The 23,205-nt window shown below is 72.5% G+C and carries 17 protein-coding genes; 9 read left to right on the forward strand and 8 right to left on the reverse strand.

The window, feature by feature from the left end; all coding sequences use genetic code 11:
• The coding region (locus tag OEB99_RS16030) for a glycosyltransferase (RefSeq protein ID WP_263578299.1) at positions 1–2,499 on the reverse strand (2,499 nt) is incomplete at its 3' end.
• Between the two features lie 122 nt (positions 2,500–2,621).
• Here OEB99_RS16030 and OEB99_RS16035 point away from each other — a divergent pair.
• Complete coding sequence (locus tag OEB99_RS16035; protein ID WP_263578300.1) at positions 2,622–4,184, forward strand: DUF2142 domain-containing protein; 1,563 nt, start codon at positions 2,622–2,624, stop codon at positions 4,182–4,184.
• Positions 4,185–4,187: 3 nt separating this feature from the next.
• On the opposite strand, the gene OEB99_RS16040 is transcribed toward OEB99_RS16035, so the two are convergent.
• Together OEB99_RS16040 and OEB99_RS16045 are read right to left on the reverse strand one after the other, a co-directional pair.
• Positions 4,188–5,156, reverse strand: a complete 969-nt coding sequence (locus OEB99_RS16040) for a GDP-mannose 4,6-dehydratase (protein WP_263578301.1) — start codon at positions 5,154–5,156, stop codon at positions 4,188–4,190.
• 5 nt (positions 5,157–5,161) lie between these two features.
• The gene (locus tag OEB99_RS16045; protein WP_263578302.1) at positions 5,162–6,148 is read right to left on the reverse strand and encodes a GDP-mannose 4,6-dehydratase; all 987 of its coding nucleotides are present in this window, start codon (positions 6,146–6,148) and stop codon (positions 5,162–5,164) included.
• 95 nt (positions 6,149–6,243) lie between these two features.
• On the opposite strand from OEB99_RS16045, the gene OEB99_RS16050 reads away from it, so the two are divergent.
• The 3 genes from OEB99_RS16050 (at position 6,244) to OEB99_RS16060 (ending at position 9,976) form a co-directional block, all read left to right on the forward strand.
• Positions 6,244–6,987 carry a hypothetical protein gene (locus tag OEB99_RS16050; RefSeq protein ID WP_263578303.1) on the forward strand — a complete coding sequence of 248 codons (744 nt, stop codon included), beginning with the start codon at positions 6,244–6,246 and terminating at the stop codon, positions 6,985–6,987.
• Entirely contained in the window at positions 6,984–8,495 is a 1,512-nt protein-coding gene (locus OEB99_RS16055; RefSeq protein ID WP_263578304.1) for a glycosyltransferase, read from the forward strand. Before OEB99_RS16050 ends, OEB99_RS16055 begins: the two co-directional genes overlap by 4 nt.
• Positions 8,496–8,581: 86 nt before the next feature.
• A complete protein-coding gene (locus tag OEB99_RS16060; protein WP_263578305.1) occupies positions 8,582–9,976 on the forward strand; it encodes a glycosyltransferase family 4 protein in 1,395 nt (464 codons plus the stop codon).
• Between the two features lie 36 nt (positions 9,977–10,012).
• Here the strand turns inward: OEB99_RS16060 and OEB99_RS16065 are convergent, their stop codons facing one another.
• On the reverse strand, positions 10,013–11,929 hold the full coding sequence (locus OEB99_RS16065; RefSeq protein ID WP_263578306.1) for a SpoIID/LytB domain-containing protein: 1,917 nt from the start codon (positions 11,927–11,929) through the stop codon (positions 10,013–10,015).
• A 138-nt stretch (positions 11,930–12,067) separates the two neighbouring features.
• Between OEB99_RS16065 and OEB99_RS16070 the strand changes: the two genes are divergently transcribed.
• Together OEB99_RS16070 and OEB99_RS16075 are read left to right on the forward strand one after the other, a co-directional pair.
• On the forward strand, positions 12,068–12,988 hold the full coding sequence (locus OEB99_RS16070; protein WP_263578307.1) for an ABC transporter permease: 921 nt from the start codon (positions 12,068–12,070) through the stop codon (positions 12,986–12,988).
• A complete protein-coding gene (locus OEB99_RS16075; protein ID WP_263578308.1) occupies positions 12,988–14,199 on the forward strand; it encodes an ABC transporter ATP-binding protein in 1,212 nt (403 codons plus the stop codon). Before OEB99_RS16070 ends, OEB99_RS16075 begins: the two co-directional genes overlap by 1 nt.
• 23 nt (positions 14,200–14,222) lie before the next feature.
• Here the strand turns inward: OEB99_RS16075 and OEB99_RS16080 are convergent, their stop codons facing one another.
• Entirely contained in the window at positions 14,223–16,157 is a 1,935-nt protein-coding gene (locus OEB99_RS16080; protein WP_263578309.1) for a DUF4214 domain-containing protein, read from the reverse strand.
• A gap of 185 nt (positions 16,158–16,342) precedes the next feature.
• On the opposite strand from OEB99_RS16080, the gene rfbB reads away from it, so the two are divergent.
• The 3 genes from rfbB (at position 16,343) to OEB99_RS16095 (ending at position 20,062) form a co-directional block, all read left to right on the forward strand.
• On the forward strand, positions 16,343–17,338 hold the full coding sequence (gene rfbB / locus OEB99_RS16085) for a dTDP-glucose 4,6-dehydratase (RefSeq protein ID WP_263578310.1): 996 nt from the start codon (positions 16,343–16,345) through the stop codon (positions 17,336–17,338).
• Between the two features lie 134 nt (positions 17,339–17,472).
• The gene (locus OEB99_RS16090) at positions 17,473–18,753 is read left to right on the forward strand and encodes an LCP family protein (protein WP_263578311.1); all 1,281 of its coding nucleotides are present in this window, start codon (positions 17,473–17,475) and stop codon (positions 18,751–18,753) included.
• A gap of 367 nt (positions 18,754–19,120) precedes the next feature.
• Entirely contained in the window at positions 19,121–20,062 is a 942-nt protein-coding gene (locus tag OEB99_RS16095; protein WP_263578312.1) for an LCP family protein, read from the forward strand.
• 113 nt (positions 20,063–20,175) lie between these two features.
• Here the strand turns inward: OEB99_RS16095 and OEB99_RS16100 are convergent, their stop codons facing one another.
• The 3 genes from OEB99_RS16100 to OEB99_RS16110 all read right to left on the reverse strand — a co-directional run bounded on the left by OEB99_RS16100 (position 20,176) and on the right by OEB99_RS16110 (position 23,130).
• Entirely contained in the window at positions 20,176–21,291 is a 1,116-nt protein-coding gene (locus OEB99_RS16100; RefSeq protein ID WP_263578313.1) for an acyltransferase family protein, read from the reverse strand.
• Between the two features lie 63 nt (positions 21,292–21,354).
• Positions 21,355–21,858 carry a 5-(carboxyamino)imidazole ribonucleotide mutase gene (purE, locus tag OEB99_RS16105; protein ID WP_411910702.1) on the reverse strand — a complete coding sequence of 168 codons (504 nt, stop codon included), beginning with the start codon at positions 21,856–21,858 and terminating at the stop codon, positions 21,355–21,357.
• Positions 21,859–21,918: 60 nt separating this feature from the next.
• Positions 21,919–23,130 carry a 5-(carboxyamino)imidazole ribonucleotide synthase gene (locus OEB99_RS16110; protein ID WP_263578315.1) on the reverse strand — a complete coding sequence of 404 codons (1,212 nt, stop codon included), beginning with the start codon at positions 23,128–23,130 and terminating at the stop codon, positions 21,919–21,921.
• Positions 23,131–23,205 lie beyond the last annotated feature (75 nt).

Below are 23,205 nucleotides of genomic sequence, written 5' to 3' on the forward strand. Positions count from 1 at the left end.
CTGGTCCCCCAGACCGGTCACCCGACGGACCCGACCGGCCGCGCGGCGGGTCACCTCACGGACCCCGCCCGCACGCAGGTAGGCCTTCGCGAGGGCGAGGTCCGAACCCAGCGACGGCGCCGGCATGGTGCGCCGCCGCCGACGGGGCTCGGGCGCGGCGCCGGGCACCGCGAGGTCGGCGGCCCGCCGCGGGTGCCGGCAGAACTCGGTCAGCGGCGCGAGCACGGCCGACCACCGGAACCGCTCGGCGAAGGCGGTCACGGCCTCGCGCGCGCTCCCGGCGGCGGCCTCGTCGTACAGCATCTCCTCGAGCGCCGCGGCGAGCGCGTCGACGTCCTCGGCCGGGACGGCCCGCCCCAGCCCGTGCTCCTGGATCAGCGCACCGAACGTGTCGCCGTCGGTGGCGACGACCGGCAGCGACGCCCACAGGTAGTCCAGGATGCGGGTGCGGAAGCTGTACTCGGTCTCGACGTGGTGGAAGTGGGTCGAGACGCCGAGGTCCGCGTCCAGGAGGTAGTCGGCACGCTCGTCGTAGGGCACCCAGTCGCTGTTCACGAAGACGTGCGTGTCGAGCAGGTCGAGCTCCGCCGCGAGGTCGAGCGTCTGCTGGGCCATCCGCATCTTCGGCACGCCGGGGTTCGGGTGGGTCATGCCGAGGAAGTACAGCCGGATGTCCGGATGCCGGTCGGCGAGCACCCGCACGGCCCGCAGCAGGGTCAGCGGGTCGAACCAGTTGTAGACGCCGCCGCCCCACAGGATCACCTTGTCGTCCGGGCCGATGCCCGGGACGGCCCCCTTGATCGCGTGCCGGCGCTGCACGGGCGGCTCGTCCTGGATGCCGAACGGCACGACGCTGATCAGGTTGTCCAGGCCGGCGTCCTCGTCGTACACGGCGGGGTTCACCCGGCCCTGAGCGGCCAGCGCACCGAGCCAGAAGTCCCGCTGCTTCTCCGAGGCGCACATCAGGAAGTCGGCCCGCTTGAGCTGCTCGTTGAGGGCGTGGGTGGTCACGTCGAGCGCGTTCGCCCGCCCCTCGGGCCCGAGGTCCTTGGCCTGCTCGAGCTGTTCGAGGTGCATCGGGTCGTACACGTCCGCGACGACCACCGTGTCGCTCGCCTTGAGGCCAGGGGCTGTCTCGAGCAGGAAGCCCTGGAAGACCACGACGTCCGCCCAGGCGGTGGGCTCGCGCAGACCCGTGCCCGCGGCGTACTCGACGCTGAAACCCTCGCCCTTGCGCCGCGCACCGGCCGTGGACACCAGCCGCACGTCGTGCTCGCCGGACAGCGCCCGCGCCATCTCCCAGGCGCGGATCGCCGGGCCGGCGAGCCGCTCACCGAGCGGCTCACCCGTCACGACGAGCACCCGGTGCCGGGTGGTGACCAGCTCGGCGATGCCGAACATCTCCACCAGGGTGTCGTGCGCGGCGAGGTAGGAGGGCTGGCCGTACGCGGGCTCGAGGGCCTCGCGGAACAGCGGGAACAGGTCCCGGTCGCTGCGCCGGCGCCGCGCCTGCAGGTCCCGTCGGGTCTCCAGGACGCTCGGCAGCTGCTCGACGAGGTAGTCGATCGCGAGCGGCCCGGTGAGCGCCATCTTCGGCACCGAGACCTCTCGCTCGGCGTCACCGCCGGGCGAGCGCTGCAGGTCGAGCATCGTCGCGTCCAGCCCGGTCCGCGCGACCGAGCGTCGCACCGCCAGGGCCATCGCCGCGGGCAGCGTGCGGGCGAGCGACTCGTCGTCGTAGTTCTTCACCATCGACAGCAGCGCGTTGCGCTCCAGGAGGTAGCTCTCCCGGTAGCTGCCGAACTTGTTCATCGTCCCGTGGTGCTTGTGGAAGGCGAGCGAGCCCGGCACGTAGCGCACCCGGTAGCCGAGCAGGTTCAGCCGCCAGCCCAGGTCGACGTCCTCGTAGAACATGAAGAACCGCTCGTCGAACCCGCCGACCTCGCGGTACACGGCGGTCCGGACGAACATCGCGGCACCGGTGCCGAACAGCACGTCCTTCGGGCTGTCCCACTGGCCGGTGTCCGGCTTCTCGACCTCGCGCTTGTAGCCCATCCCGAACCAGGTGAGCGAGCCGTCGACGTAGTCGACCAGCTTGCCGTCCCAGTCCAGGACCTTCGACGCCACGGACGCCACGTCGGGTTCCGCCTCGAGCACGTCGACCGCGGCGCGGATCCAGCCCGCGTCGGCCCGCGCGTCGTTGTTGAGGAACGCGACGTACTCCCCCGAGGCGTGCGCGACGCCGGTGTTGCACCCGCCCGCGAAACCCAGGTTCCCGCCGGACTCGATCACCGTGGCGTCGGGCACCGCGGCACGGATCGCCTCGGCCGACCCGTCGCCGGAGTCGTTGTCCACCACGATCAGCTCGAGCCGCTCGGCCGGCCAGTCCAGGTCGGCGAACGACTGCAGGCACGTGATGGTGTCCGGCGCCCCCTTGTAGTTGACCAGGACCACCGACACGAGTCCCGGGGTGATCTCCCGGGCGGGCAGTGCGGTCATCGGGTCGGCGCTCGCCAGAACACGGGATGGGCCTCCAGGTCGGTGTCCGGTCGCCGCCGATCCTACGACGGCGCGACGCGCGGCCGGTGGCGGCCGACGGCGATCCGATATCCTGCCGTCCCATGTCGCGGCGCGCCTACCGGTGGGTGGTCTGGCTCCTCACCGCCGCACTCGGCAGCGTGTCGCTGATGTGGGCGTTCCTGACACCCGGCTTCCACGCCCCCGACGAGCCGCAGCACTTCAACAGCGTGCTGCGGCTGCTCCGCGGCGACGGGTGGCCCGAGCCCGGCGAGGCGTACCTCACGGTCGGCACGATGACCGCCGCCGCGCAGGCCGGGTTCGCGCCGGGCTTCGAGAGCATGATCACGGTCGAGCCAGTGCCACGGGACGAGCGCGCCGTCGTCACCGACCTCGACGAGCCGTGGCCGGACGCGGCGTCGCCCGCCCACGACCAGATGACCCAGCACCCGCCCGGCTACTACACGCTCGGCGCCGGGTTGTTGTGGGTGCTGTCCGCGCAGGACTGGCGGTGGGACGACCAGCTGCTCGCGCTCCGGCTGCTCGGGGTGGCGCTCACCGTCGGCCTCGTGCCGCTGACGGCCGCCACCGCGCTCGAGCTGACCAGGTCGCGATCGGCGGCCGCGACCGGTGCAGCGCTACCCCTCGCCATACCCCAGTTCGGGCACGTCGCCGGGACCGTGACCAACGACGTCCTCACCACCGCGGCGGGAGCGCTCGTGGTCTGGCTCGCCGCGCGGGCCCTGGCGCGCGGCTCGAGCCTGAGGCTCGCGACGGGCCTCGGCGCCGCGCTCGGCCTGGGTCTGGCGAGCAAGGGACTGCTGATCGCCGGCATCCCGATGGTCGCCGTCGCTCTGCTCGTCGCGCCCGCGCCGCGGCGGCGTGACCGATGGCTGCGCAGCGGCCTCGCCATGGCGGTCGCGTTCACGATCGGCGGCTGGTGGTGGCTGCGGAACATCCTTGTCCACGGGACCGTCCAACCAGCGGGCCAACCTGGCCTGCCGGACGCCACCGAACCCGTGACGACGGGCGTGCTCACGTTCCTGCGCGCCGCAGCGAGCATCATGTCGCAGTCGTTCTGGGGCAACTTCGGCTGGCTCGACGTGCCGATCCCGGGTGTCTGGGTGGTTGTCGGCCAGACGGTCCTGGTCGTCTCCCTGGTCGCCGCCGTCGTCTGGGCCAGGCGGGCCCACCGGGTCGGTCAGCTCGCGACCCTGTGGATCCTGCCGCTCGGCATCCTTGCGATCGTCCTGACCGCCGTGTGGCAGTCGCACCAGCGGACCGGTCAGCTACCTGCGCTGCAGGGGAGGTATCTGTTCAGCTCGCTCGCCGTGATCGGCGCCACCGTGTCGGCCGCGGTCGTCCTGATCCCGCCACGGCTCCGGCGCGCGATGCCGCTCGCCGCGACCGCGACAGCCGTGGCGTCGGCGATCGCCGCCCTGGCCTTCGCACTCGGGACCATGTACGCGAGCGACGGCGCATCGTGGGGCGTCGCCTGGGCCCGCTGGGCCTCCTGGTCCGCCGTGCCCCCGGGCTGGCTGGTCGCCGGGGCGGCGCTGCTCGTGGCCTCTTGCGTCGCCGCTCTCGCCGCGGCCGCCGCGGCGCTGCGGCCCGACGCACCCGCGGACCACACTCCGGGACCGCCGGGCTCGCCGGCGCCGGCCTGACGCTCAGGAGTCGAGCAGCGCGAGGTCGTGGTCGACCATGCGGCCGACCACCTCGGCGAAGCCGACCGTGGGCGCCCAACCCAGCTCGCGCCGGGCCTTCGTCGCGTCGCCGACCAGCACGGCGGCGTCGACCGGCCGGAAGAACGCCGGGTCCACCTCGACGTGGTCGCGCCACGCGTCGCCGACCCCGGCGCGCCGCAACGCGGCCTCGGCGAACTCGGCCACGGAGTGCGTCTCGCCGGTGGCCACGACGAAGTCGCCGGCCTCCGCGTGCCGCGCGGCGCGGACCATCGCGTCGACGTAGTCCGGCGCCCAACCCCAGTCGCGGCGGGCCTCGAGGTTGCCGAGCCGGATCACCCCGGACCCCGTGCGGCCGATCTCCGCGGCAGCGGCCGTGATCTTCCGGGTGACGAACTGCAGCGGCCGCCGGGGCGACTCGTGGTTGTAGAGGATGCAGCTCGAGGCGTACAGGCCGTGCCGTCGCAGCACGCCGGCCATCTGATGGGCGTAGGCCTTCGCCGCGCCGTAGGGCGACACCGGTGCGATCGGCGTCTGCTCGTCCTGGGGAGCCGTGGCCGCCTGGCCGAACATCTCGGCGCTCGACGCCTGGACGAACGCGACGCGGGCACCGCTCCGTTCCTGCAGGGCGCGGGCCGCCTCCATCAGGACGACCGCGGCCTGACCGCTCAGCCGGCCGGTGAGCGCGGGCTTCTCCCAGGACAGCGCGACGGAGCTGATCCCGGCCAGGTTGTAGATCTCGGCGGGCTCGACCTCGTCCACGACGGCCCGCAGGCTGTCGTCGTCCGCCAGGTCACCCCGGTGCAGGACGACCTCCGGGTAGCGGGCGACGAACTCGTCGCGCGCCGGGTCGGCGTCGTGCACCAGGCCGTGCAGCTCGGTGTCCGGCGCGAGGCGCTCGACGAGGTAGCCGCCGTCCTGCCCGGTGATGCCGGTGATGAGTGCCCTGGGCACGGCCCCTACCGCCCGGCCAGTGCGCGCTGTTCCTCGAGGTCGTTCTCCACCATCATCGTGACGAGCTGCTCGAACCCGACCTTGGGCTCCCAGCCGAGGACCGTGCGGGCCTTGCTCGGGTCCCCGATCAGCAGCTCGACCTCGGCGGGCCGCATGAACCGCGGGTCCTGCTTGACGTACCCGGACCAGTCGGAGACGCCGATCGCGCCGAACGCGACGTCGAGCAGCTCCCGGATCGAGTGCGTCTCACCGGTCGCCACGACGTAGTCGTCGCCCTCGTCCTGCTGCAGCATCCGCCACATCGCCTCGACGTAGTCGCCGGCGTAGCCCCAGTCGCGCTTGGCGTCGAGGTTGCCCATCACGATCTCGTCCTGCAGCCCGAGCTCGATCCGCGCGACGGCCCGGCTGACCTTGCGCGTGACGAACTCCGGGCCGCGCCGCGGGGACTCGTGGTTGAACAGGATCCCCGAGGAGGCGTGCATCCCGTACGACTCGCGGTAGTTGATCGTCATGTAGTGGCCGAAGACCTTGGCGACGCCGTACGGCGAGCGCGGCCACAGCAGCGTCGACTCGCGCTGCGGCACCTCCTGCACCTTGCCGAACATCTCCGAGCTGGACGCCTGGTAGAAGCGCACCTTGCGCGGGTCGTCGTGGGAGTAGAGCCGGACCGCCTCGAGGATGTTGAGCACACCCTTGCCGGTCACGTCCGTGGTGAGCATCGCGTTCTCCCACGAGTACGCCACGAACGAGATCGCGCCGAGGTTGTAGACCTCGTCGGGCCGCGCGGCCTCCATCGCACGCAGCAGGCTCGACAGGTCCGTGAGGTCGCCGGTGAGGAGCTCGACGCCGGGGACGGTGCGTCGCACCATCTCTCGCTTGGGGTTGTTCTGGCCGCGGATCAGGCCGAAGACGTCGTAGCCCTTGGAGAGCAGGAGCTCGGCCAGGTACAGGCCGTCCTGACCGGTGATCCCGGTGATGAGTGCGCGCGGCATGGTTCCTCGGAGTCTCGGGGAGAAGTGGCGCCCATAGTAGCCGTGCGGGCACGCGGCGCACCGTCGCGCGAGGCGTGGCTGCCTATGATGGCGCGGTGAGCACCCCCTTCGTCTCCCGTGCCCTCAACCGGGAGGACGTGGTGCTCTGGCGGGCACTTCGTCACGTGTCGCCCGGCCACTACCTGGAGGTCGACGAGACCGGTGAGGCCCCCGTCACCCGGTCGCTGGCCGAGCACGGCTGGACCGGGACCGTCGTGCTCGCGCCGGATCGGCACGCGCTGCACGCCGCACAACGTCCGCAGGACCTCACGCTGGCCCCGGCCCAGGCAGACCAGGTGGCGGAGCCTGACGGCGACCTGCACGTGCTGGTGCTCCACGCGGGCGACACATCGCGGTCCGTGCTCGCGGCCATCGACCTCGACGCGCGGCGCCCCTGGGTCGTCGTCGCCGACGCCTCGCTGGATGCCGGGCGGCTCGCCGCCGCGGGTTGGACCCCGGGCGTGCACGACGGCGTCTCCCGATTCTGGTCGGCACCCGATCACCCCGAGCTCGCCGCTCAGCTCGACCACCCCGCGTGCTCGCTCGACGACTCGATCGACGCCCGGGTCGTCGAGCTCGAAGAACGCGTCGCCGAGCTGTCCGATCAGCTGAGCCGGTGGCGCGGTCGGGCGATCTCGTCGTGGGCGGCCTGGGAACCGCGCCAGGTGCCCGACTGGTCCGTGGACCACCAGCGCGAGCTCGACCGGGCGAAGCTCGAGCTCGCGCAGATGCAGCAGACCATCTCCTGGCGGCTGACCCGCCCGATCCGCGCGTTCCGACGGCGGATGGGGGCCTGGTGACCGACCCCGACGCGCGCGTCGCGCGGCTGCACGGTCGGCTCGACGCCGCGGCACACGCCGTGCTCACGAGCCCTCCGCAGCCGCACGGCGACGCCGCTCGCGACGCCGGCGACCTTCTCGCCGCGATGGTCGACGAGCTCATCAGCACCCGGGACGGCTCGCTGGCCTGGCTGCTGCTCGCGGCCACGGCCGGACACCTCCCGACCACCGAGCAGGTCGAGGCGCTCCTCGACCAGCTCGCGCTCGAGCCCTGCGCGGCCGAGCTCGCGGCGCACGTCCTGCGGCACGCCGCGGAGACGATCCGCGACCGGGGCGAGCTGGACCGCGAGCTTCGCGTCGTCTCCGGCGCCGTGCTCGCCGACGTCGACCATGCGGCGCGGTTCAACCGCCACACCGGGATCCAGCGCGTCACACGCGAGGTCTGCAGCCGCTGGACGACGCGCACCGACCTGACGCTGCTCGCGTGGGACGAGAAGCAGACCATGCTCCGCGGGCTCAGCCCGGTCGAGCGCGACCGGGTCCTGCGCTGGTCCGGCCCGGTGGACAGCGATGCCGACGACGCGGCCCTGGCGGCGGCGGCGTCCGCCGTCCTCCCGTGGCGATGCCATGTCCTGCTCCCGGAGGTCTCCCAGGGCCAGACCGCGACACCGCTCGCCGCGCTCGCTCGGTACTCGGGCTCCGCCGTCGTGATGATCGGTTACGACGCGATCCCGATCACCAGCGCCGAGATGCGACCCGCGGCCGAGCCCACCATGTACGTGCGCTACCTGCGGGTCGTGAAGCACTCCCGCCGGGTGGCCGCGATCAGCACGTCGGCGACGGCGGAGTTCGGTGGCTTCGCGGCCTCGCTCGAGCCTCAGGGCCTCGCCGGCCCCGACGTCGTCGAGGTCATGCTCGCATCGGACCGCCCACCGGAGCTCGCGCCCCCCGCACGGCGCGATCGGCCCCTCGTGCTCTGCGTCGGCAGCCATGAGCCGCACAAGAACCACCTCGCGGTTCTGCACGCCGCGGAGCTGTGCTGGCGCAGCGGGCTCGACTTCGACCTCGACTTCATCGGCGGCGCCGGCTCGGGCTCTGCGCCGCTCGACGCGCGACTCGACGCCCTGGCCGCCGCCGGCCGACCGGTGCGCACCCGCCGGGGCGTCGGCGACGCGGAGCTCTGGCAGGCCTACCGGGACGCGACGTTCACCGTCTTCCCGTCGTTGCACGAGGGGTTCGGCCTCCCCGTCGTGGAGTCCGTGGCCTGCGGCACGCCCGCGATCACCACGGCCTACGGCTCCACCGGGGAGATCGCCGCCCGGGGCGGCTGCCTCGTCGTCGACCCCCGGGACGACGAGGCCCTCACCCATGCCATGCGGCTGCTGCTCACGGATCGTGCGGAGCTGAACCGCCTGGAGCAGGAGGCCGCCCTCGTCTCCGTCCGGACGTGGGACGACTACGCCGGCGAGCTCTACGAGGCGCTGGTGACCGCCGTGCCGGTGGTCCGGGCGACGGAGGTCCGGGCGTGAGCGCCGCAGCCCGAGCCCGCCGGGCACTCAGGTCGGTTGTCGAGCGCACCGTGCTCGGGGCCCGTCCAGTGGATCGGGGACCGGTCGTGCAGCGCCGCCTCGCGGAGCTCACCCGGGCTCTCGACCTCTCCGGGCCGGATCCCCGCGCGGCAGTGCTCGCTTTCCTGGCCGGCGGTGCCGACGCGGTGTGGCTGACCACCGCCACCCTGCATGCCCGGTTCCCGCACGCGAACGACGTGGTCGCGACACAACGGGCGCTCGAGCTCGACGGACCGGAGAACGTGCTCGCCGCGATCGAGGCGACCGTCCCGGCCGACCGGGTGGACGTGGACGTCACGGTCGTGCGCGGCGCGGTGCTCGTGGACGTCCACCAGGCGGCGAGCTCGCCGTTCACGACGGGGATCCAGCGGGTGACGCTCGAGGCCGCGAGAGGCTGGATGCGCGAGCACGGCGCCGAACCGGTGGTCTGGGACCCGTCGTTCAACTGCCTGCACGAGCCGTCCGCGGCCCAGAGCGACCGCGTCGACCCCGGCGGCGAGGCCACTGGGAGTCGCCGCGCGATCGTGCCCTGGGACTGCACCTACCTGCTCCCCGAGGTCGCGCTGGACCGCGAGCGCTCCGCCCGGATCCACGCCCTGAGCCTCCACGCGCGCTGCCGCACCGGAGCGGTCGTGCACGACATGGTCCCGATCACGCTCGCGGAGACGACGGACACCGGGGTATCGGCCGACTTCGCGGGCTACCTCGTGGCGCTGCGTGCGATGGACCGGCTCGCCGCGGTGTCGGACGCGACGCGGCGCGAAGTCGAGGGCTGGCTCACCATGATCAAGGCGGCCGGCCACACCGGGCCCGAGGTGGGCACGGTGCGCCTCGCGACCGTGGCGGCCGAACCGTCCGATGCCGCACTGGCCGAGGCTCGCGACCTGCACGCCGTGCCGGGATCTCCCCTGGTGCTGTGCGTGGGCAGCCATGAGCCACGGAAGAACCATGTGGCCGTGCTGCGGGCCGCCCAGATCCTCTGGCGGCGTGGGCTGCACTTCAACCTGCTGTTCGTGGGCGGGAACGCCTGGGGAGGTGCCACGTTCCGGCGTGCGCTCGCCGGAGCCGTGGCCGACGGCGAACCGATCGAGGTCTTGACCAATATCGGCGAGGAGCAGCTCTGGGCCCTCTACCGGCTCGCGCGGTGCACCGTCTTCCCGTCGATCAGCGAGGGGTTCGGGCTTCCCTCGGCCGAGTCGCTCGCTTCGGGCACGCCGGTCGTCACGTCCAACTTCGGCGCGATGGCCGAGGTCGCCGTCGACGGTGGTGCCCTCGTGGTCGACCCACGAGACACGCTGGCGGTGGCCGACGCGATGGCAGACCTGCTGACCGACGATGCGCTCCACGCGAGGCTCGTCGCCGAAGCGCATGCGCGCCCCCGACGCTCCTGGTCCCAGTACGCCGAGGAGGCGTGGCAGCAGCTCACCACCCCACGTCCCTGACCGTCGCCGGCCCGGGAGTCGACGCCGGCCCCTCGGCTACTCCTGCGCCTTGCTCCAGTACTCAGGGCTCGACCCGAGATGGACCGGGACGTCGAAGTCGCCGCGAGCGGTCATCATCGGCAGGAACGTCGCCTTGCCCGAGGCGTCGACCTGACGCCCCAAGAAGGTCCGGTAGTAGACGGTGAGCCGCCGCATGGTGGCCTCGTCCGACTGGGCGATGCCGGCGACCACGGTCTCGCGCCCCGAGACGGCCGCGATCTGCGCCCAGTAGGTGCGCTCGCCCGCTGAGGCGGTACGTCCGAGGATTCGCCGGTACAGCGCACCGATCCACACCTTGACGTCGCCACGGCCCAACGTGGACAGCGACTCCGGCGAGCCGTAGATGGCGATCTGCAGGTCGTACACGCCCCAGCCCGCATCCAGGTGGGCGACCCAGTGCGAGAGCCCTTCGGGCTCCGGGACGCGGTTCAGGGCAGAGCGGTACTGGTCGCTCACGAGCCGCTCGAGACGCTCGCGCGACGTGGCTAGGCTGCGCACGAGACCGGCAGTGTCACCGGTGGTCATCAGGTAGCGCGTCCAGGTCGCCAGCCCGGAGGAGTCGACGCGGCGACCGAGCAGGTCCCAGTACAGAGCCCGCACGACGTTCTCCGCCTCGTCCTGGTTCACCATCGAGACCGCGAACCAGTCGCTCTTGAACTGCGAGGTGCCCATCTTGCTGCGGAAGGTCGCACCCGTGTACGTGTGTGTCACGTGGGCGTCGTCGACCACCTGGACGGAGAGCACCCGCCCCCCGAGGTCGCCGAGCCCGTTGCGCTGGGTCACCGTGATACCGCGCACGCCCGACAGCCCGAGCTTCGCCGCCACGGTGGACAGGGGGTAGGCGACCGTCCAGTCGTGATTGGGGTTCTGTGCCACCGCATCGCCGTCGTCCGGCACGGCCGCGAAGGCGCCACCGACGGTGTACCCACCCGTCGACGAGCTGAACTCGGTACGGGCCACCGCACCGGAGCCGGGCCAGATCCGCACCTGACCGGCCGTTGCGGTCACCGCCGCGTTCGTGTTGGCCGCCTCGAGCGACTCCACCGTGAAGCCCTGATAACGGATCCCTGCCCCGCCGTACACCTGGCAGGCCGTCGTGTCGCACGTGGTCGCCCCGCTCGGCCGAGAGCTCGACAGCGCATACGAGCGGGCCGCGACGGCCTGCGCCTTGAGTGCCTCCATGCCCTTCCCGCCGGCGAGGTCGCCCCAGCTCGACGGGCTCTCGCGCGGCACCACGCCGCGCAGGTAGTCCTCGGTCGCGACCCGGTTGAAGGTCAGCTGAGCGGTCGACGTGCCCTCGATGGAGAGCTCACCGCGGTAGGCGCGCTCGATCTTCGGGTCCAGGTCGAGGTAGCACGCCCGCAGCAGGTCGGTGACGTCCGAGGCTCCCGTCGCCGCCTGGACCCTGGTGCTCCCAGCCTGGTACGTCGCGTCGTCGGACACGAGCTCCCAGCTCGTCGTGCTGCACCCGGCCCCCTTCTCGACCTTCACGTGCCCGTCGGCTCTGACCGTGAACCGCGCTGCGGTGCCGAGGTCGACGAGCGTGCCGGGGGTGCTCATGCTGCGCACGTAGACGTGCTTGCCGGTCACGATGAGTGGCTTCGACGACAGGCCCAGCAGCTCGACGGAGATCGTCGGGTTCCCGACGGCGCCCGCACTGGTCCCGCCGTAGAAGTGGTCCAGGATCCACGTGTAGCTCTTGTCGTACATCGTGGCGTAGCCCAGCGCGCCGTACTGCCCCATGCCGCGGCCGTGCCCCCAACCGTGCCCGATGAAGGTCACGGTGGGCTCGGCAACGGTTGCGACGACGGTGCCGACCGCCTCCGCCTGGGCGACCCCGGCCGTGGGGACCACGAGCAACGGCACGAGGGCCGCACTGACGATCCAGTGCAGTGCTCGACGACGGTGTCGCATCTGGCAACCTCTCTCCAGCCGGGAGATCCATTGCACCACGGCCGCAGGGGTCTGCCTCCAGTCTCCGACGCGTGTGTAGCGGATCTCACCCGGAGGTAGGCTGCGGACCCGCACCTACCCACCACCATCGGGGAGCAGATGACCATCGACGGCGGCCAGCGCGCCGCGGCTCTCGCAGCAGAGCCGCTCCGCCCGGCGGGCGCGCAGCCGGGGTTCTTCCGCGGGACCGTGCAGTCCCTGCGAGACATCGCCGCCCACCGCGAGCTGCTCGGCCTGCTGGTCCGACGGGAGCTCAAGGCCCGCTACAAGGACAGCGTGCTCGGGTTCTTCTGGACCCTCGCCCGGCCGCTCGCGATGCTCTTGGTGTATTACGTCGCGATCGGCAAGTTTCTCGGCGCCGAGCGCGTGCCCGGCCGGGAGACCGGCATCCCCGACTTCGCGATCTTCGTGTTCACCGGCCTGACCGCGTGGCAGCTGTTCAGCGAGATCATCAGCACGGGCACGTCGTCGATCGTCGGGAACGCCGGCCTGATCAAGAAGGTGTACCTGCCGCGCGAGGTCTTCCCGCTCTCGGCGGTCGGGGCGGCCCTGGTGAACTTCACCGTCCAGCTCGGGATCCTGGTCGCGGCGACGGCGGTGCTGGGTCGCTTCCCGACCGGGAGTCGCTGGCTTCTCCTGCCACTCGCGCTCGCCGTGCTCGTCGTGTACTCGACCGCACTCGCCGTGCTGCTCTCCGCGATCAACGTCTACCTGCGCGACGTGCAGTACCTCGTCGAGATCCTGATCATGATCCTGTTCTGGGCCTCGCCCATCGTCTACTCGTGGGGCCTGGTCGAGTCGCACCTCAGCCCGATGCTCGCGCAGCTCTACCTCGCGAACCCGATGACCCAGGTCGTCCTCGCGTTCCAACGGGTCTTCTGGGTCTCGGGTACCGACGAACCGACACCGCCGGACCTCGCAGGGACCCTCGGGGTCACCCTCGTCATCTCGATCGTCCTGCTCTGGCTCGCCCAGCGGGTGTTCGCCCGGCTGCAGAGCAACTTCGCGCAGGAGCTGTGATGACCACCGTCGTCGAGGTGCGGGACGTCTCCAAGCGGTTCGTCATCCGCAAGGAGAAGTCGCTCAAGGAGCGACTGGTCAACTTCGGGCGCTCGCAGCGCCACCGCGAGGACTTCTGGGCGCTGCGCGACGTCGACCTCCGGATCAGCTCGGGTTCCACCGTCGGACTCATCGGCCCGAACGGCTCCGGCAAGTCCACGCTGCTGAAGGTGATCGGCGGGATCATCCAGCCGACCGCAGGCGACGTCCGGCTGCGTGGGCGCCTCGCGGCCCTGCTCGAGCTCGGCGCCGGCTTCCACCCCGACCTCACCGGCCGGGAGAACGTGTTCCTCAACGCCTCGATCCTGGGCCTGAGCCAGCAGGAGACGGCGCGGTACTTCGACGCGATCGTCGACTTCTCCGGGATCGAGCCGTTCATCGACACCCAGGTGAAGTTCTACTCGTCCGGCATGTACGTCCGGCTGGCCTTCGCTGTCGCGGTGCACGTCGACCCGGACATCCTGCTCGTCGACGAGGTCCTCGCCGTGGGCGACGAGCCGTTCCAGCGCAAGTGCATGGACCGGATCCGCGGTTTCCAGCAGGAGGGCCGCACGATCGTCCTGGTCACGCACTCGCTGGACCAGGTCGCCGAGCTCTGCGACCGGGCGATCATGCTGGACCACGGCCACGTCCAGGCGGACGGGCCGCCGCGCGAAGCTCTGCACGCGCTGCGCACCGAGTTCGAGCAGACCTGGATGGACGACCAGGCCCGGGAGCGCGCCTCGGCCGCCCTGACGCACAGCGCGAGCCTGCCGAGCGCCGTTGTCGAGCGGGTGCAGGTCTTCAGCGGCGGCAAGCAGGTCGAGGCCGTTCCCACCGGCGCCGATCTCACCTTCCGCGTCCACGTCCGGGTCGAGGACGCGATGCCCGGCTTCTTCGTCGGCTTCGGGATCGAGACCGTCACCGGTCAGAACATCTACGGCACGAACAGCCGCCTGCTCGGGACCGAGCTCCCGGCCGGCTCGGGCCGACTCGCGTTCGACTTCCACGCCCCGGCCGCGTGGATCGGCGAGGGCAGCTACACCGCTCACGGGTCGATCTCGGGCCCGGACGGGCGCGAGCTGCACCGCCTCGTGAGTGGCGCCGGCTTCGCCGTGACCGCCCAGGGCAGGGAGACCGGCTTCGTCCACCTGGACACAACGGTCGCGCCGGCCGACCGTTCGCTCGGCTGAGACGCCGCGCGACACGCCCCCGCTCAGCTCGGGTAGCGCTCCTGCGCCTTGGCCGCGTACTCGTCGCTTCCGGCGATCCCGGCGCGGACCGCGCCCTCGCCGTCCCGCAGCAGCACCTGGCCCCAGAACTGCTGGCCCGCGGGCTCGGCCTTCCGCTTGAGGAACGTCAGGTAGTACGCCGCGGCGCGGCGCTCCGCCGCCTCGGTGGAGAACCAGATGTCGTCGATCGCCTTCTCCCGGCCGATCTCACCGATCCGGTCCGCCCAGTAGCTCACCTCGCCCGACGACGCGGTGCGGCCGAGCACGGTCTCGAACAGCCGCCGCACGAGGCCGGCATCCGTGCCGCCGGACTTGTCGCGGAACTCGTCGGTGGACAGGAAGCGGCGGGTGACGTCGTCGACCGTGGCCCGGCCGGCGCGGATCTCGGCGAACCAGAACTCCTGGCCACCGGGCTCGGGCTCGCGGCCGAGGGTCTGCTCGTAGGCCTGCAGGATCCGGCGGTTGACGTACTCGTCGCTGTTGGTCAGGCCAGCGACCAGCGGGGCGCCGCCGCGGCCCGCGGCGAACTCGTTGGACCAGTAGCCCATGCCGGTCTGGTCGGGCTGGCGCCGCAGGAAGTCCCAGTAGAGCGCCTTGACCACCGGCGTGGCGTACTGGAAGCGCAGGTCGAACCCGAAGGACGCGGCCTGGGAGCGGATCGAGCCGAGCGCGGCGTACCCGCCGTTGCCCGGGCACGCGGTGTACGCGACGTCCCGGTGGCCGAACACCCTGGGCAACGCGACGTCCGCCTCGGTGTAGCGCGAGTTCTCCCCGCCGTACGTGTGGTAGACCATCGAACCCTGCGGGTTCACGCCGTAGTAGCCGAGCCGCCAGCCGATGATCTGCGCGACGGCCCGGACGGTCGCCGCCGGCGGCGCGGAGTCGTAGGTGCCGAGCATCGAGACGCCGAGCGTGCCGGTGTTGAAGCCACCGGCGTGCACGCCGACGACCGGCTTGATCAGCGAGTCGTCGCGGCCCTCGTAGATGTTTCCCCACTTGTCGACCACGAAGTTGTAGCCGATGTCGCACCAGCCGCGTCCGTCGATGTGGTACGCCTGGTCGCCCCGGATCTGCTGCATGGCCTGGGCGACCGTGGAGTAGGAGTTGGAGCCCGCGGTGTGGTGCACCACGGCACCGACCAGCTTGCTCGCCACGTTCGGCGTGCAGACCTGGGGCCGGGCACCCCACTGCTCACGCGTGATGATCGTCGGCGCGTCCGTCGCGGTGCTGACCATCGCGGCGGAGACCACCGTGGCGCCGGTGGTCGCGAGCGCGTTCGCCGCGTCCACGGTCGACTGCTCGGGCACGTCGACGAGCGTCAGGCTCAGGTCCGACGGCGCCGCCTCACCGTCGGCGAACGAGATCTGGACCGCGTCGGCCTCGCCGACCCACAGCGGGTCCGTGCCGCCGCGCACCTCGCGCTCGGCATCGGGCGTGCCGGCGTCCGGACCGTCGTCGGCGGCCTCGAGGGCATGCCAGTCGGACCACACGCCGCGGTCGTCGCGCGTGCGCACCTGGACGTCGAGCCCGTCGGCGTCGGCGCTGTCCGGCCAGGTGACGCCGAGCGTCTGGAAGCCGTCGGTCTCCAGCACGTCGCTGACCACCCGGCCGCCGTCGGCCGTGTCGGCCACGAGCGGCTCGTCGGCCGCCGCCGTCACGGTGTCGACCGAGCCGCCGGGCGAGGAGCTGTCCGGGGCGCCCGCCACCTGGTCGGCGGCGACCGGGACGTCCGTCACCTCGAGCGGGACCTCGGTCACCGTGACCTCGTCGGAGGCGTCCGAGCCCACGCTGCCGTCGGCACCGATGACACCGTCGGTGGCGACGCCGTCCGCGCTCACCGCCGGGCGTCCGGCGAGAGCGGTCGCGGGCGTCAGACCGCTGAGCACCAGCGCGAGGCTGAGCAGGATGGAGGGAAGCATGAGACGTCCTGGCAGTCGTGTGACGGATGTGACTGGTGAGACACGTGGCCCTCGCAGTCTCCGTAGTGGTCGGCCCGTCGTCAAGGACCGTGAGCACTGCCGCCCGATTCGCCCCACAATGTCACGCCGCATCGACCAGCCACCGGGCCGCTACCCTGGGGCGTTCCCAGGATCCGGAGGTTCTCGTGCGTCTGCTCATCACCGGCGGTGCCGGCTTCATCGGCGCCAACTTCGTGCACCAGACGGTCGAGGAGCACCCCGACGTGAGCGTGACGGTCCTCGACGCGCTGACCTACGCCGGCGACGAGGCGTCGCTGGCGCCGGTCGCGGACCGGATCTCGTTCGCGCGCGGCGACGTGGCCGACGCCGAGCTCGTGGACCGGCTGGTCGCCGACGCCGACGCGGTCGTGCACTTCGCGGCGGAGTCGCACAACGACAACTCGCTGTCCAACCCCTGGCCGTTCGTGCGGACCAACGTGGTGGGTACCTACACGCTGCTCGAGGCCGTCCGCCGCCACGAGGTGCGGTACCACCACATCTCCACCGACGAGGTCTACGGCGACCTCGAGCTCGACGACCCGGCCAAGTTCACGCCGACCACGCCGTACAACCCGTCCAGCCCCTACTCCTCGACCAAGGCGGCGTCGGACCTCCTGGTCCGGGCCTGGGTCCGGTCGTTCGGCGTGCAGGCGACGATCTCCAACTGCTCGAACAACTACGGCCCGTACCAGCACGTCGAGAAGTTCATCCCGCGGCAGATCACCAACGTCGTCGACGGCGTGCGCCCCAAGCTCTACGGCACCGGCGAGAACGTGCGGGACTGGATCCACGTCCGCGACCACAACTCCGCCGTGTGGGCGATCCTCGAGCGCGGCCGGATCGGCGAGACGTACCTGATCGGCGCGGACGGCGAGGAGAACAACAAGACGGTGGTCGAGCTCATCCTCGAGCTCATGGGCCTCGAGCCGGACGCCTACGACCTGGTCTCCGACCGCCCCGGCCACGACATGCGGTACGCGATCGACTCGACGAAGCTGCGCGACGAGCTCGGCTGGTCGCCCCGCTACACGACCTTCCGCGACGGCCTCGCCGCGACCGTCGACTGGTACCGCGCGAACGAGGCCTGGTGGCGCCCGCAGAAGGACGCCACCGAGGCCAGGTACGCCCAGCTCGGTCGCTAGACCCGGAACCCCCCGACCGGCGTCGTCGCAGGTCACCGGTCTGGCCTAGTGATGACCGATCTCCACAGTCCCTCCACCGAACCGGTCCAGGCTCGACCCGAGGCTTCGCGGGCGGCGGCCCTATCGTTGTCGTCGTGATCCCTCGCCACGCGTCGGTACCGGGCGCCCGTCTGCCACGGCACGCCGTCGCGCAGCGGACCCACCGCATCCGTCATGCCATCGCGCTCGTCGTCGTGGCGGCGCTGTCGTTCTCGACCGCGGGAGCTGCGGCCGCGTACACCCGGTTCCAGGGCAATGTCGACGTCGCCGACGTCGAGGCCCTCGTCGGCCCGGCACCGACGCCGAGCCGCACGCCCGACCCGGACGACCCGCAGGCCGGCCAGGACGTCACGATCCTGATCATGGGCTCCGACGAGCGCGACGGAGAGAACGGCGTCATCGGCGGCACCGAGGGCGTCGCCGGGATGCGGTCCGACACGACGATCGTGGCGCACATCTCGGCCGACCGGACGCGGGCCGAGCTCGTGTCCATCCCCCGCGACTCGCTGGTCGACATCCCGTCGTGCACGATGACCGACGGGTCGACCTCCAGGGCGCAGTACAACGCGATGTTCAACTCGGCCTTCGCGACCGGCTGGGACCAGGGCGGCGACCTCACCTCGGCCGCAGCCTGCACGATCAAGACGGTGCAGAGCCTCACCGGTCTGACGATCGACCACTTCGTGGTCGTGGACTTCGCCGGCTTCCAGCAGATGGTGGACGCGATCGGCGGCGTGCCGATCTGCATCCCCGAGGACTACAACTCCCCCGACGCCGGCCTGTACGTGAGCGCGGGCTACCAGACCCTCGACGGTCAGACCGCCCTGGCGTACGCACGTGCTCGCAAGGGCACCAACATGAACGGCTCCGACCTGCAGCGCGCCACCCGCCAGCAGGAGCTCGTCGCCGCGATGATGCGCCAGGTGCTGTCCAAGAACCTGTTCACGAACGTCAGCGGGCTCATGCAGTTCCTCGACGCCGCCACGAGCTCGCTCACCGTGGACCCCGGGCTCAGCCACCTCACCGACATGGCCGGCCTCGCGCTCAGCCTGAAGAACCTCGACACGAGCCAGATCGTCCTGATGACGATCCCGGTCGCCACCGCCCCGTCCGACCCGAACCGCGTCGTGTGGACCTCGACGGCCGACGAGGTCTGGGCCCGGATGGCCGCGGACCAGCCCGTCGTGGCCACCGAGACGCCGACCGCCACGGCCACCGCCACGGCTGACCCGAGCACGACGGCCGACTCGACGGCGACCGGCACCGCGACGAGCGACACGACGACCGAGTCGGCCTCGCCGACGTCGACGCCCACCGTCTCCTCGATCCCCGGCCTGGACGTCAACTCCGCCGACACCGCCGGCGTGTGCGGGTGAACCGATCGCGGCCCTCCGCCGCGTCGCACCGGGCTGAACACCGGCCGAGTGCTTAGGCTCAACCGTGCCACGACCACCGACACCGGGCGACCGCCCCGCCGGCGACGTCCCCCCGAGCTACCCGCCGTCCGGCCAGCGGCCCCGTTCCCGGCCGGCGACCGACGAACCGATCGTCGTCGGCCGCCCGGCGCCCCGCCCGGAGCGGCAGGGCTCTCGTCCCGCGAGCTACGCCCCGACTCAGGCACCCGCTCGACGGCCGACCCCACCGGCGCAGCCGGCACCGAGGCCCCGGACGACGACGCCTGCACCCGTGCGGCAGGTGCCGCCGCGGACCCGGGCCCGTCACCGCGGGCGGCGTGCCGTCCTCGTGATCGCGCTCGTCACGGCCCTGCTCCTGGCCTGGCCGATCGGCCTGGTGGTCTGGGCCAACGGCAAGGTTCAGCACGTCGACGCCCTGAGCGGGACGCCGGACACCACCCCGGGCACCACCTACCTGCTGGCCGGCTCGGACGCGCGCGGTGGCGACGCGGGGATCGCGCAGGACGGCACCGAGGGCGCGCGGACCGACACGATCATGCTGCTCCACCAGCCCACGTCGGGGCCCGCAGCCCTGATCAGCCTGCCGCGCGACACGTACGTCGACATCCCCGGCTACGGCCCGGCCAAGCTGAACGCCGCCTACGCGTACGGCGGACCCGCGCTCCTCGTGCAGACCGTGGAACAGCTCACCGGGATGCACGTCGACCACTACGTCGAGGTCGGGCTCGGCGGTGTCTCGCAGATCGTCGACGCGGTCGGCGGGGTCGAGCTGTGCATGGATCCGGCGGTCGACAAGGTCACCTTCCCGGTGAACGACCCCGACTCCGGTCTGCAGTGGGCCGAGCCCGGTTGTCAGGTGGTCGACGGCACGACGGCCGTCTCCTTCGCCCGGATGCGCAAGGCCGACCTGGAGGGCGACATCGGCCGGGCCCGTCGCCAGCAGCAGCTCATCGCCGCACTGGCGGGCACGGTCGCTCAGCCCTCTCTGCTGTGGCACCCGGGTCGGCAGGTCGAGCTCATCGACGCCGGTCTCGGAGCACTGCGTACCGACTCGTCGACCGGGATCGTGGATCTCGGCCGGCTCGCCCTCGCGTTCCGGGCCGCCACCGGGCCGGACGGCGTGCGCGGCACCCCGCCGATCTCCGATCCGGACTACCGCCCCGGGGGCGTCGGTTCCACGGTGCTGCTGAACCCGGACACCACCCCGGCGTTCTGGCAGGCGCTGGTGGACGGGACGCTCGACCCAGGCTCGGTCGGCGGGGTGGGCTGACCTCGGCTCGCGTGCCCGGGCCGTGCACGTGGTCACCGGGCACCCGGTCGCCGGCCACGTCATCACCGGCCACGAGGCCGCCGGCTACGAGGTCGCCGGCCCGTGGCCGGCCGCTACGCGGTCGCCGGTGCGGCAGGCCGGCTGAGGACTCGGCGCACCGCACGCCGCACCGGGCCGTGCAGCGGCTCCTCCACGAACTTGTGCACCACCACCGCGAGGAGCACGCTCACCGCGACCGCCGCCAGGAGGGTCGCGTAGCTCGACAGGTGCGGCGCGAGCAGGTCGATGGTGAACCGGCCCCAGGCCTCGTGCACCAGGTACAGCGGGTACGTCAGGGCGCCGATCGCCGTGAGCCCGGACCAGTCCCAGCGTCGCAGGGGCGTCAGCGTGACGAGGGCCACCAGGCCGAAGCAGCCGACGACGGCCGCCGCGAGCAGGGGCAGGCTCGGGTCGAACACCGTCAGGCGGGTCAACGCGGCGTCACGACCGGCAGCCACGCCGCGTACCCCGAGGACGGCGTTGCCGGCCACCACGAGCCAGGGTCGCCACGCGTGCCCGTCCCGCCAGACCAGGAACAGCGCCATGCCACCGGCGAAGAACGGGGCGTACTGGCCGAGCAGGAGGGTCGCGAACGGCTCGGCGTGCCGCTGCTCGGCGAGCATCGCGAGCGGCGGCCACAGGGCCGCGAACGCGAGCACCCTCGTGCGGGTCAGCCCGACCGCGACCAACGCCACGACGAGCAGGTAGAACCGCAGCTCCGCCCACAGCGTCCAGTACACCGTGTCGACGTTCCGCACCCCGACCAGCGACTGCAGCAACGTCGCGTTCACCGCGACCTGACCGGCCGAGACCCGCGCCGGCCACCACACCGCGAGCAGCGCCGCGGTCAGGGCCAGGGCCGCCCAGTACGCCGGGTAGATCCGGGCGACCCGCGAGGCCACCACGTCCGGCACCGACCGGCCCCACGCCGTCCAGAGGATGACGAAGCCGCTGATCACGAAGAAGAGCTCGGGAGCCAGGGAGAGGTAGATCGCGACCTGCCCGAGGACCGGGAAGCGCTCACCGGCCGGGACCCCCCACTCGGGGCTGCGCGCTGTGAAGTGGTACAGGACGACCCCTGCCGCCGCGAGGAAGCGCAGGCCGTCGAGCGTGCGCAACCGGCCGGGCGTGCTGGCTGCGGGCGGCGTCGCGCCTGCGGGCACGGCCCGCTCCGGCGGCGTCGTTATCATTCCGTGACCTTAACCCGGAACCCGCCCCGGGGCGTGCCGATCGGTCGGCGCGATCCTGCAGCGTCAGGCGGTGAAGCCGGTGCGCTGCGTCGCCCGGGACCGCAGGCGCTCACCCTTCGCGATGGCCTGACCGCGCAGATCCTGCTGGAAGGCGACCATGGCGTCGCGCAGGCCGGCGGCGCGCTCCCCCTCGCCCGCGGCCAGGATCCGCACCGCGAGCAGCCCGGCGTTACGGGCCCCGCCCACCGAGACCGTGGCCACCGGGACACCGGCCGGCATCTGGACGATCGACAGCAGCGAGTCCAGGCCCTCCAGGTGCGCGAGCGGAACCGGGACCCCGATCACCGGCAGGGGCGTGACCGAGGCCAGCATGCCCGGCAGGTGGGCTGCTCCCCCGGCGCCCGCGATGATCACCCGCAGACCGCGCTCGGCGGCGCTGCGCCCGTAGTCGACCATCTCCTGCGGCATGCGGTGCGCCGAGACCACGTCGGCCTCGTACCCGACACCGAACTCGTCGAGGACCTCGGCCGCGGCCTGCATCACCGGCCAGTCCGAGTCCGAACCCATCACGACACCGACCAGCGGTTGCTCGCCCACGACGCCCTCCTTCGCCTCCTGCCCAGCCTGTCAGACCTGGGCGGTCGCAGCGTCCGACGGCGCTGCGCCGTCGGAGAAACCTTGCAGGGTCGCCGCCGCGGCCCGCGCGCGGGCCCGCACGTCGGCCAGGTCGTCGCCGACCACCGTGACGTGGCCGAGCTTGCGCCCGGGCCGGATCTCCTTGCCGTACAGGTGCACGCGAGCCCCGTGGTCGGCGGCCAGGACCTCGTGCAGGGCGTCGGTGAGTCGCTCACGCGTGCTGCCGAGCACGTTCGCCATCACCGACCACCGCGCCCGCGGCGAGGGGTCGCCGAGCGGCAGGTCCAGCACGGCGCGCAGGTGCTGCTCGAACTGGCTGGTCACCGCTCCGTCCAGGGTCCAGTGCCCGGAGTTGTGCGGGCGCATCGCGAGCTCGTTGACGAGCACCCGGGACGGCCCGCCCTCGGTGCCCGGCACCTCGAACATCTCCACCGCGAGCACCCCGGTGACGTCGAGCCCCTCGGCGATCCGGGTCGCTGCGGCCACGGCCGCCTCGGCCACCGCCGGGTCGAGGTCCGGTGCCGGGGCGACGACCTCCGCGCAGACCCCGCCACGCTGCACCGTCTCGACCACGGGCCACGCCCGCACCTCGCCGGACGGACGCCGGGCCAGCAGCACCGCGAGCTCGCGGCTGAACGGCACAGCCTCCTCGGCGAGCAGCTCGGGACCACCGTCGGCGGCGGCCACGAACCAGTCGGCGACCTCGTCGGCCGAGGTCACGACCCGCACACCCTTGCCGTCGTAGCCGCCCCTCGCGGTCTTGACCACGGCGCGACCGCCGACCTCGGCGAGGAACGCCGCGAGCGCTGCGGCATCGGGCACCGGGGCCCAGCGCGGGCACGGCACCCCGAGCTCGGTGAGCCGGGCGCGCATCACGAGCTTGTCCTGCGCGTGCACCAGAGCCTCGGGCGAGGGCCGGACGGGGACGCCCATCGCGCGCACCCGGTCCAGGACGTCGGCCGGGATGTGCTCGTGCTCGAACGTGAGCACGTCCGCGCGCGGCCCGTCGGCGCCGCCGCCGACCAGGTCCAGCACGTCGGCAGCGGTGCGCGGCGCACCCACCGGCGCGTCCACGACGACCTGCGCGGCCGAGGCGGCCGGCGCCTCGACGAGGACCCGCAGCCGCAGCCCGAGCGCGGTCGCAGCGGGAGTCATCATCCGGGCGAGCTGTCCGCCGCCGACCACGGCCACCACGAGAGTCACGGTCGCCGAGCGTACCCGCGACCCGGGACCGGAGGCGCGCCGGCACCCCTCCCGCGACGGGCCGCCGCGGACCGC

Source organism: Actinotalea endophytica (assembly GCF_025717005.1).
GTDB lineage: Bacteria > Actinomycetota > Actinomycetes > Actinomycetales > Cellulomonadaceae > Actinotalea.

What these genes read in the sequence shown, in the direction of transcription:
- OEB99_RS16035 (WP_263578300.1), top strand. Translation starts at nt 2,622, where the DNA reads ATGTCGCGGCGCGCCTACCGGTGGGTGGTCTGGCTCCTCACCGCCGCA.
- OEB99_RS16075 (WP_263578308.1), top strand. Translation starts at nt 12,988, where the DNA reads ATGACCACCGTCGTCGAGGTGCGGGACGTCTCCAAGCGGTTCGTCATC.
- OEB99_RS16080 (WP_263578309.1), bottom strand. Translation starts at nt 16,157, where the DNA reads ATGCTTCCCTCCATCCTGCTCAGCCTCGCGCTGGTGCTCAGCGGTCTG.
- purE (WP_411910702.1), bottom strand. Translation starts at nt 21,858, where the DNA reads ATGGGTTCGGACTCGGACTGGCCGGTGATGCAGGCCGCGGCCGAGGTC.
- OEB99_RS16100 (WP_263578313.1), bottom strand. Translation starts at nt 21,291, where the DNA reads ATGATAACGACGCCGCCGGAGCGGGCCGTGCCCGCAGGCGCGACGCCG.
- OEB99_RS16070 (WP_263578307.1), top strand. Translation starts at nt 12,068, where the DNA reads ATGACCATCGACGGCGGCCAGCGCGCCGCGGCTCTCGCAGCAGAGCCG.
- OEB99_RS16065 (WP_263578306.1), bottom strand. Translation starts at nt 11,929, where the DNA reads ATGCGACACCGTCGTCGAGCACTGCACTGGATCGTCAGTGCGGCCCTC.
- OEB99_RS16045 (WP_263578302.1), bottom strand. Translation starts at nt 6,148, where the DNA reads ATGCCGCGCGCACTCATCACCGGGATCACCGGTCAGGACGGCCTGTAC.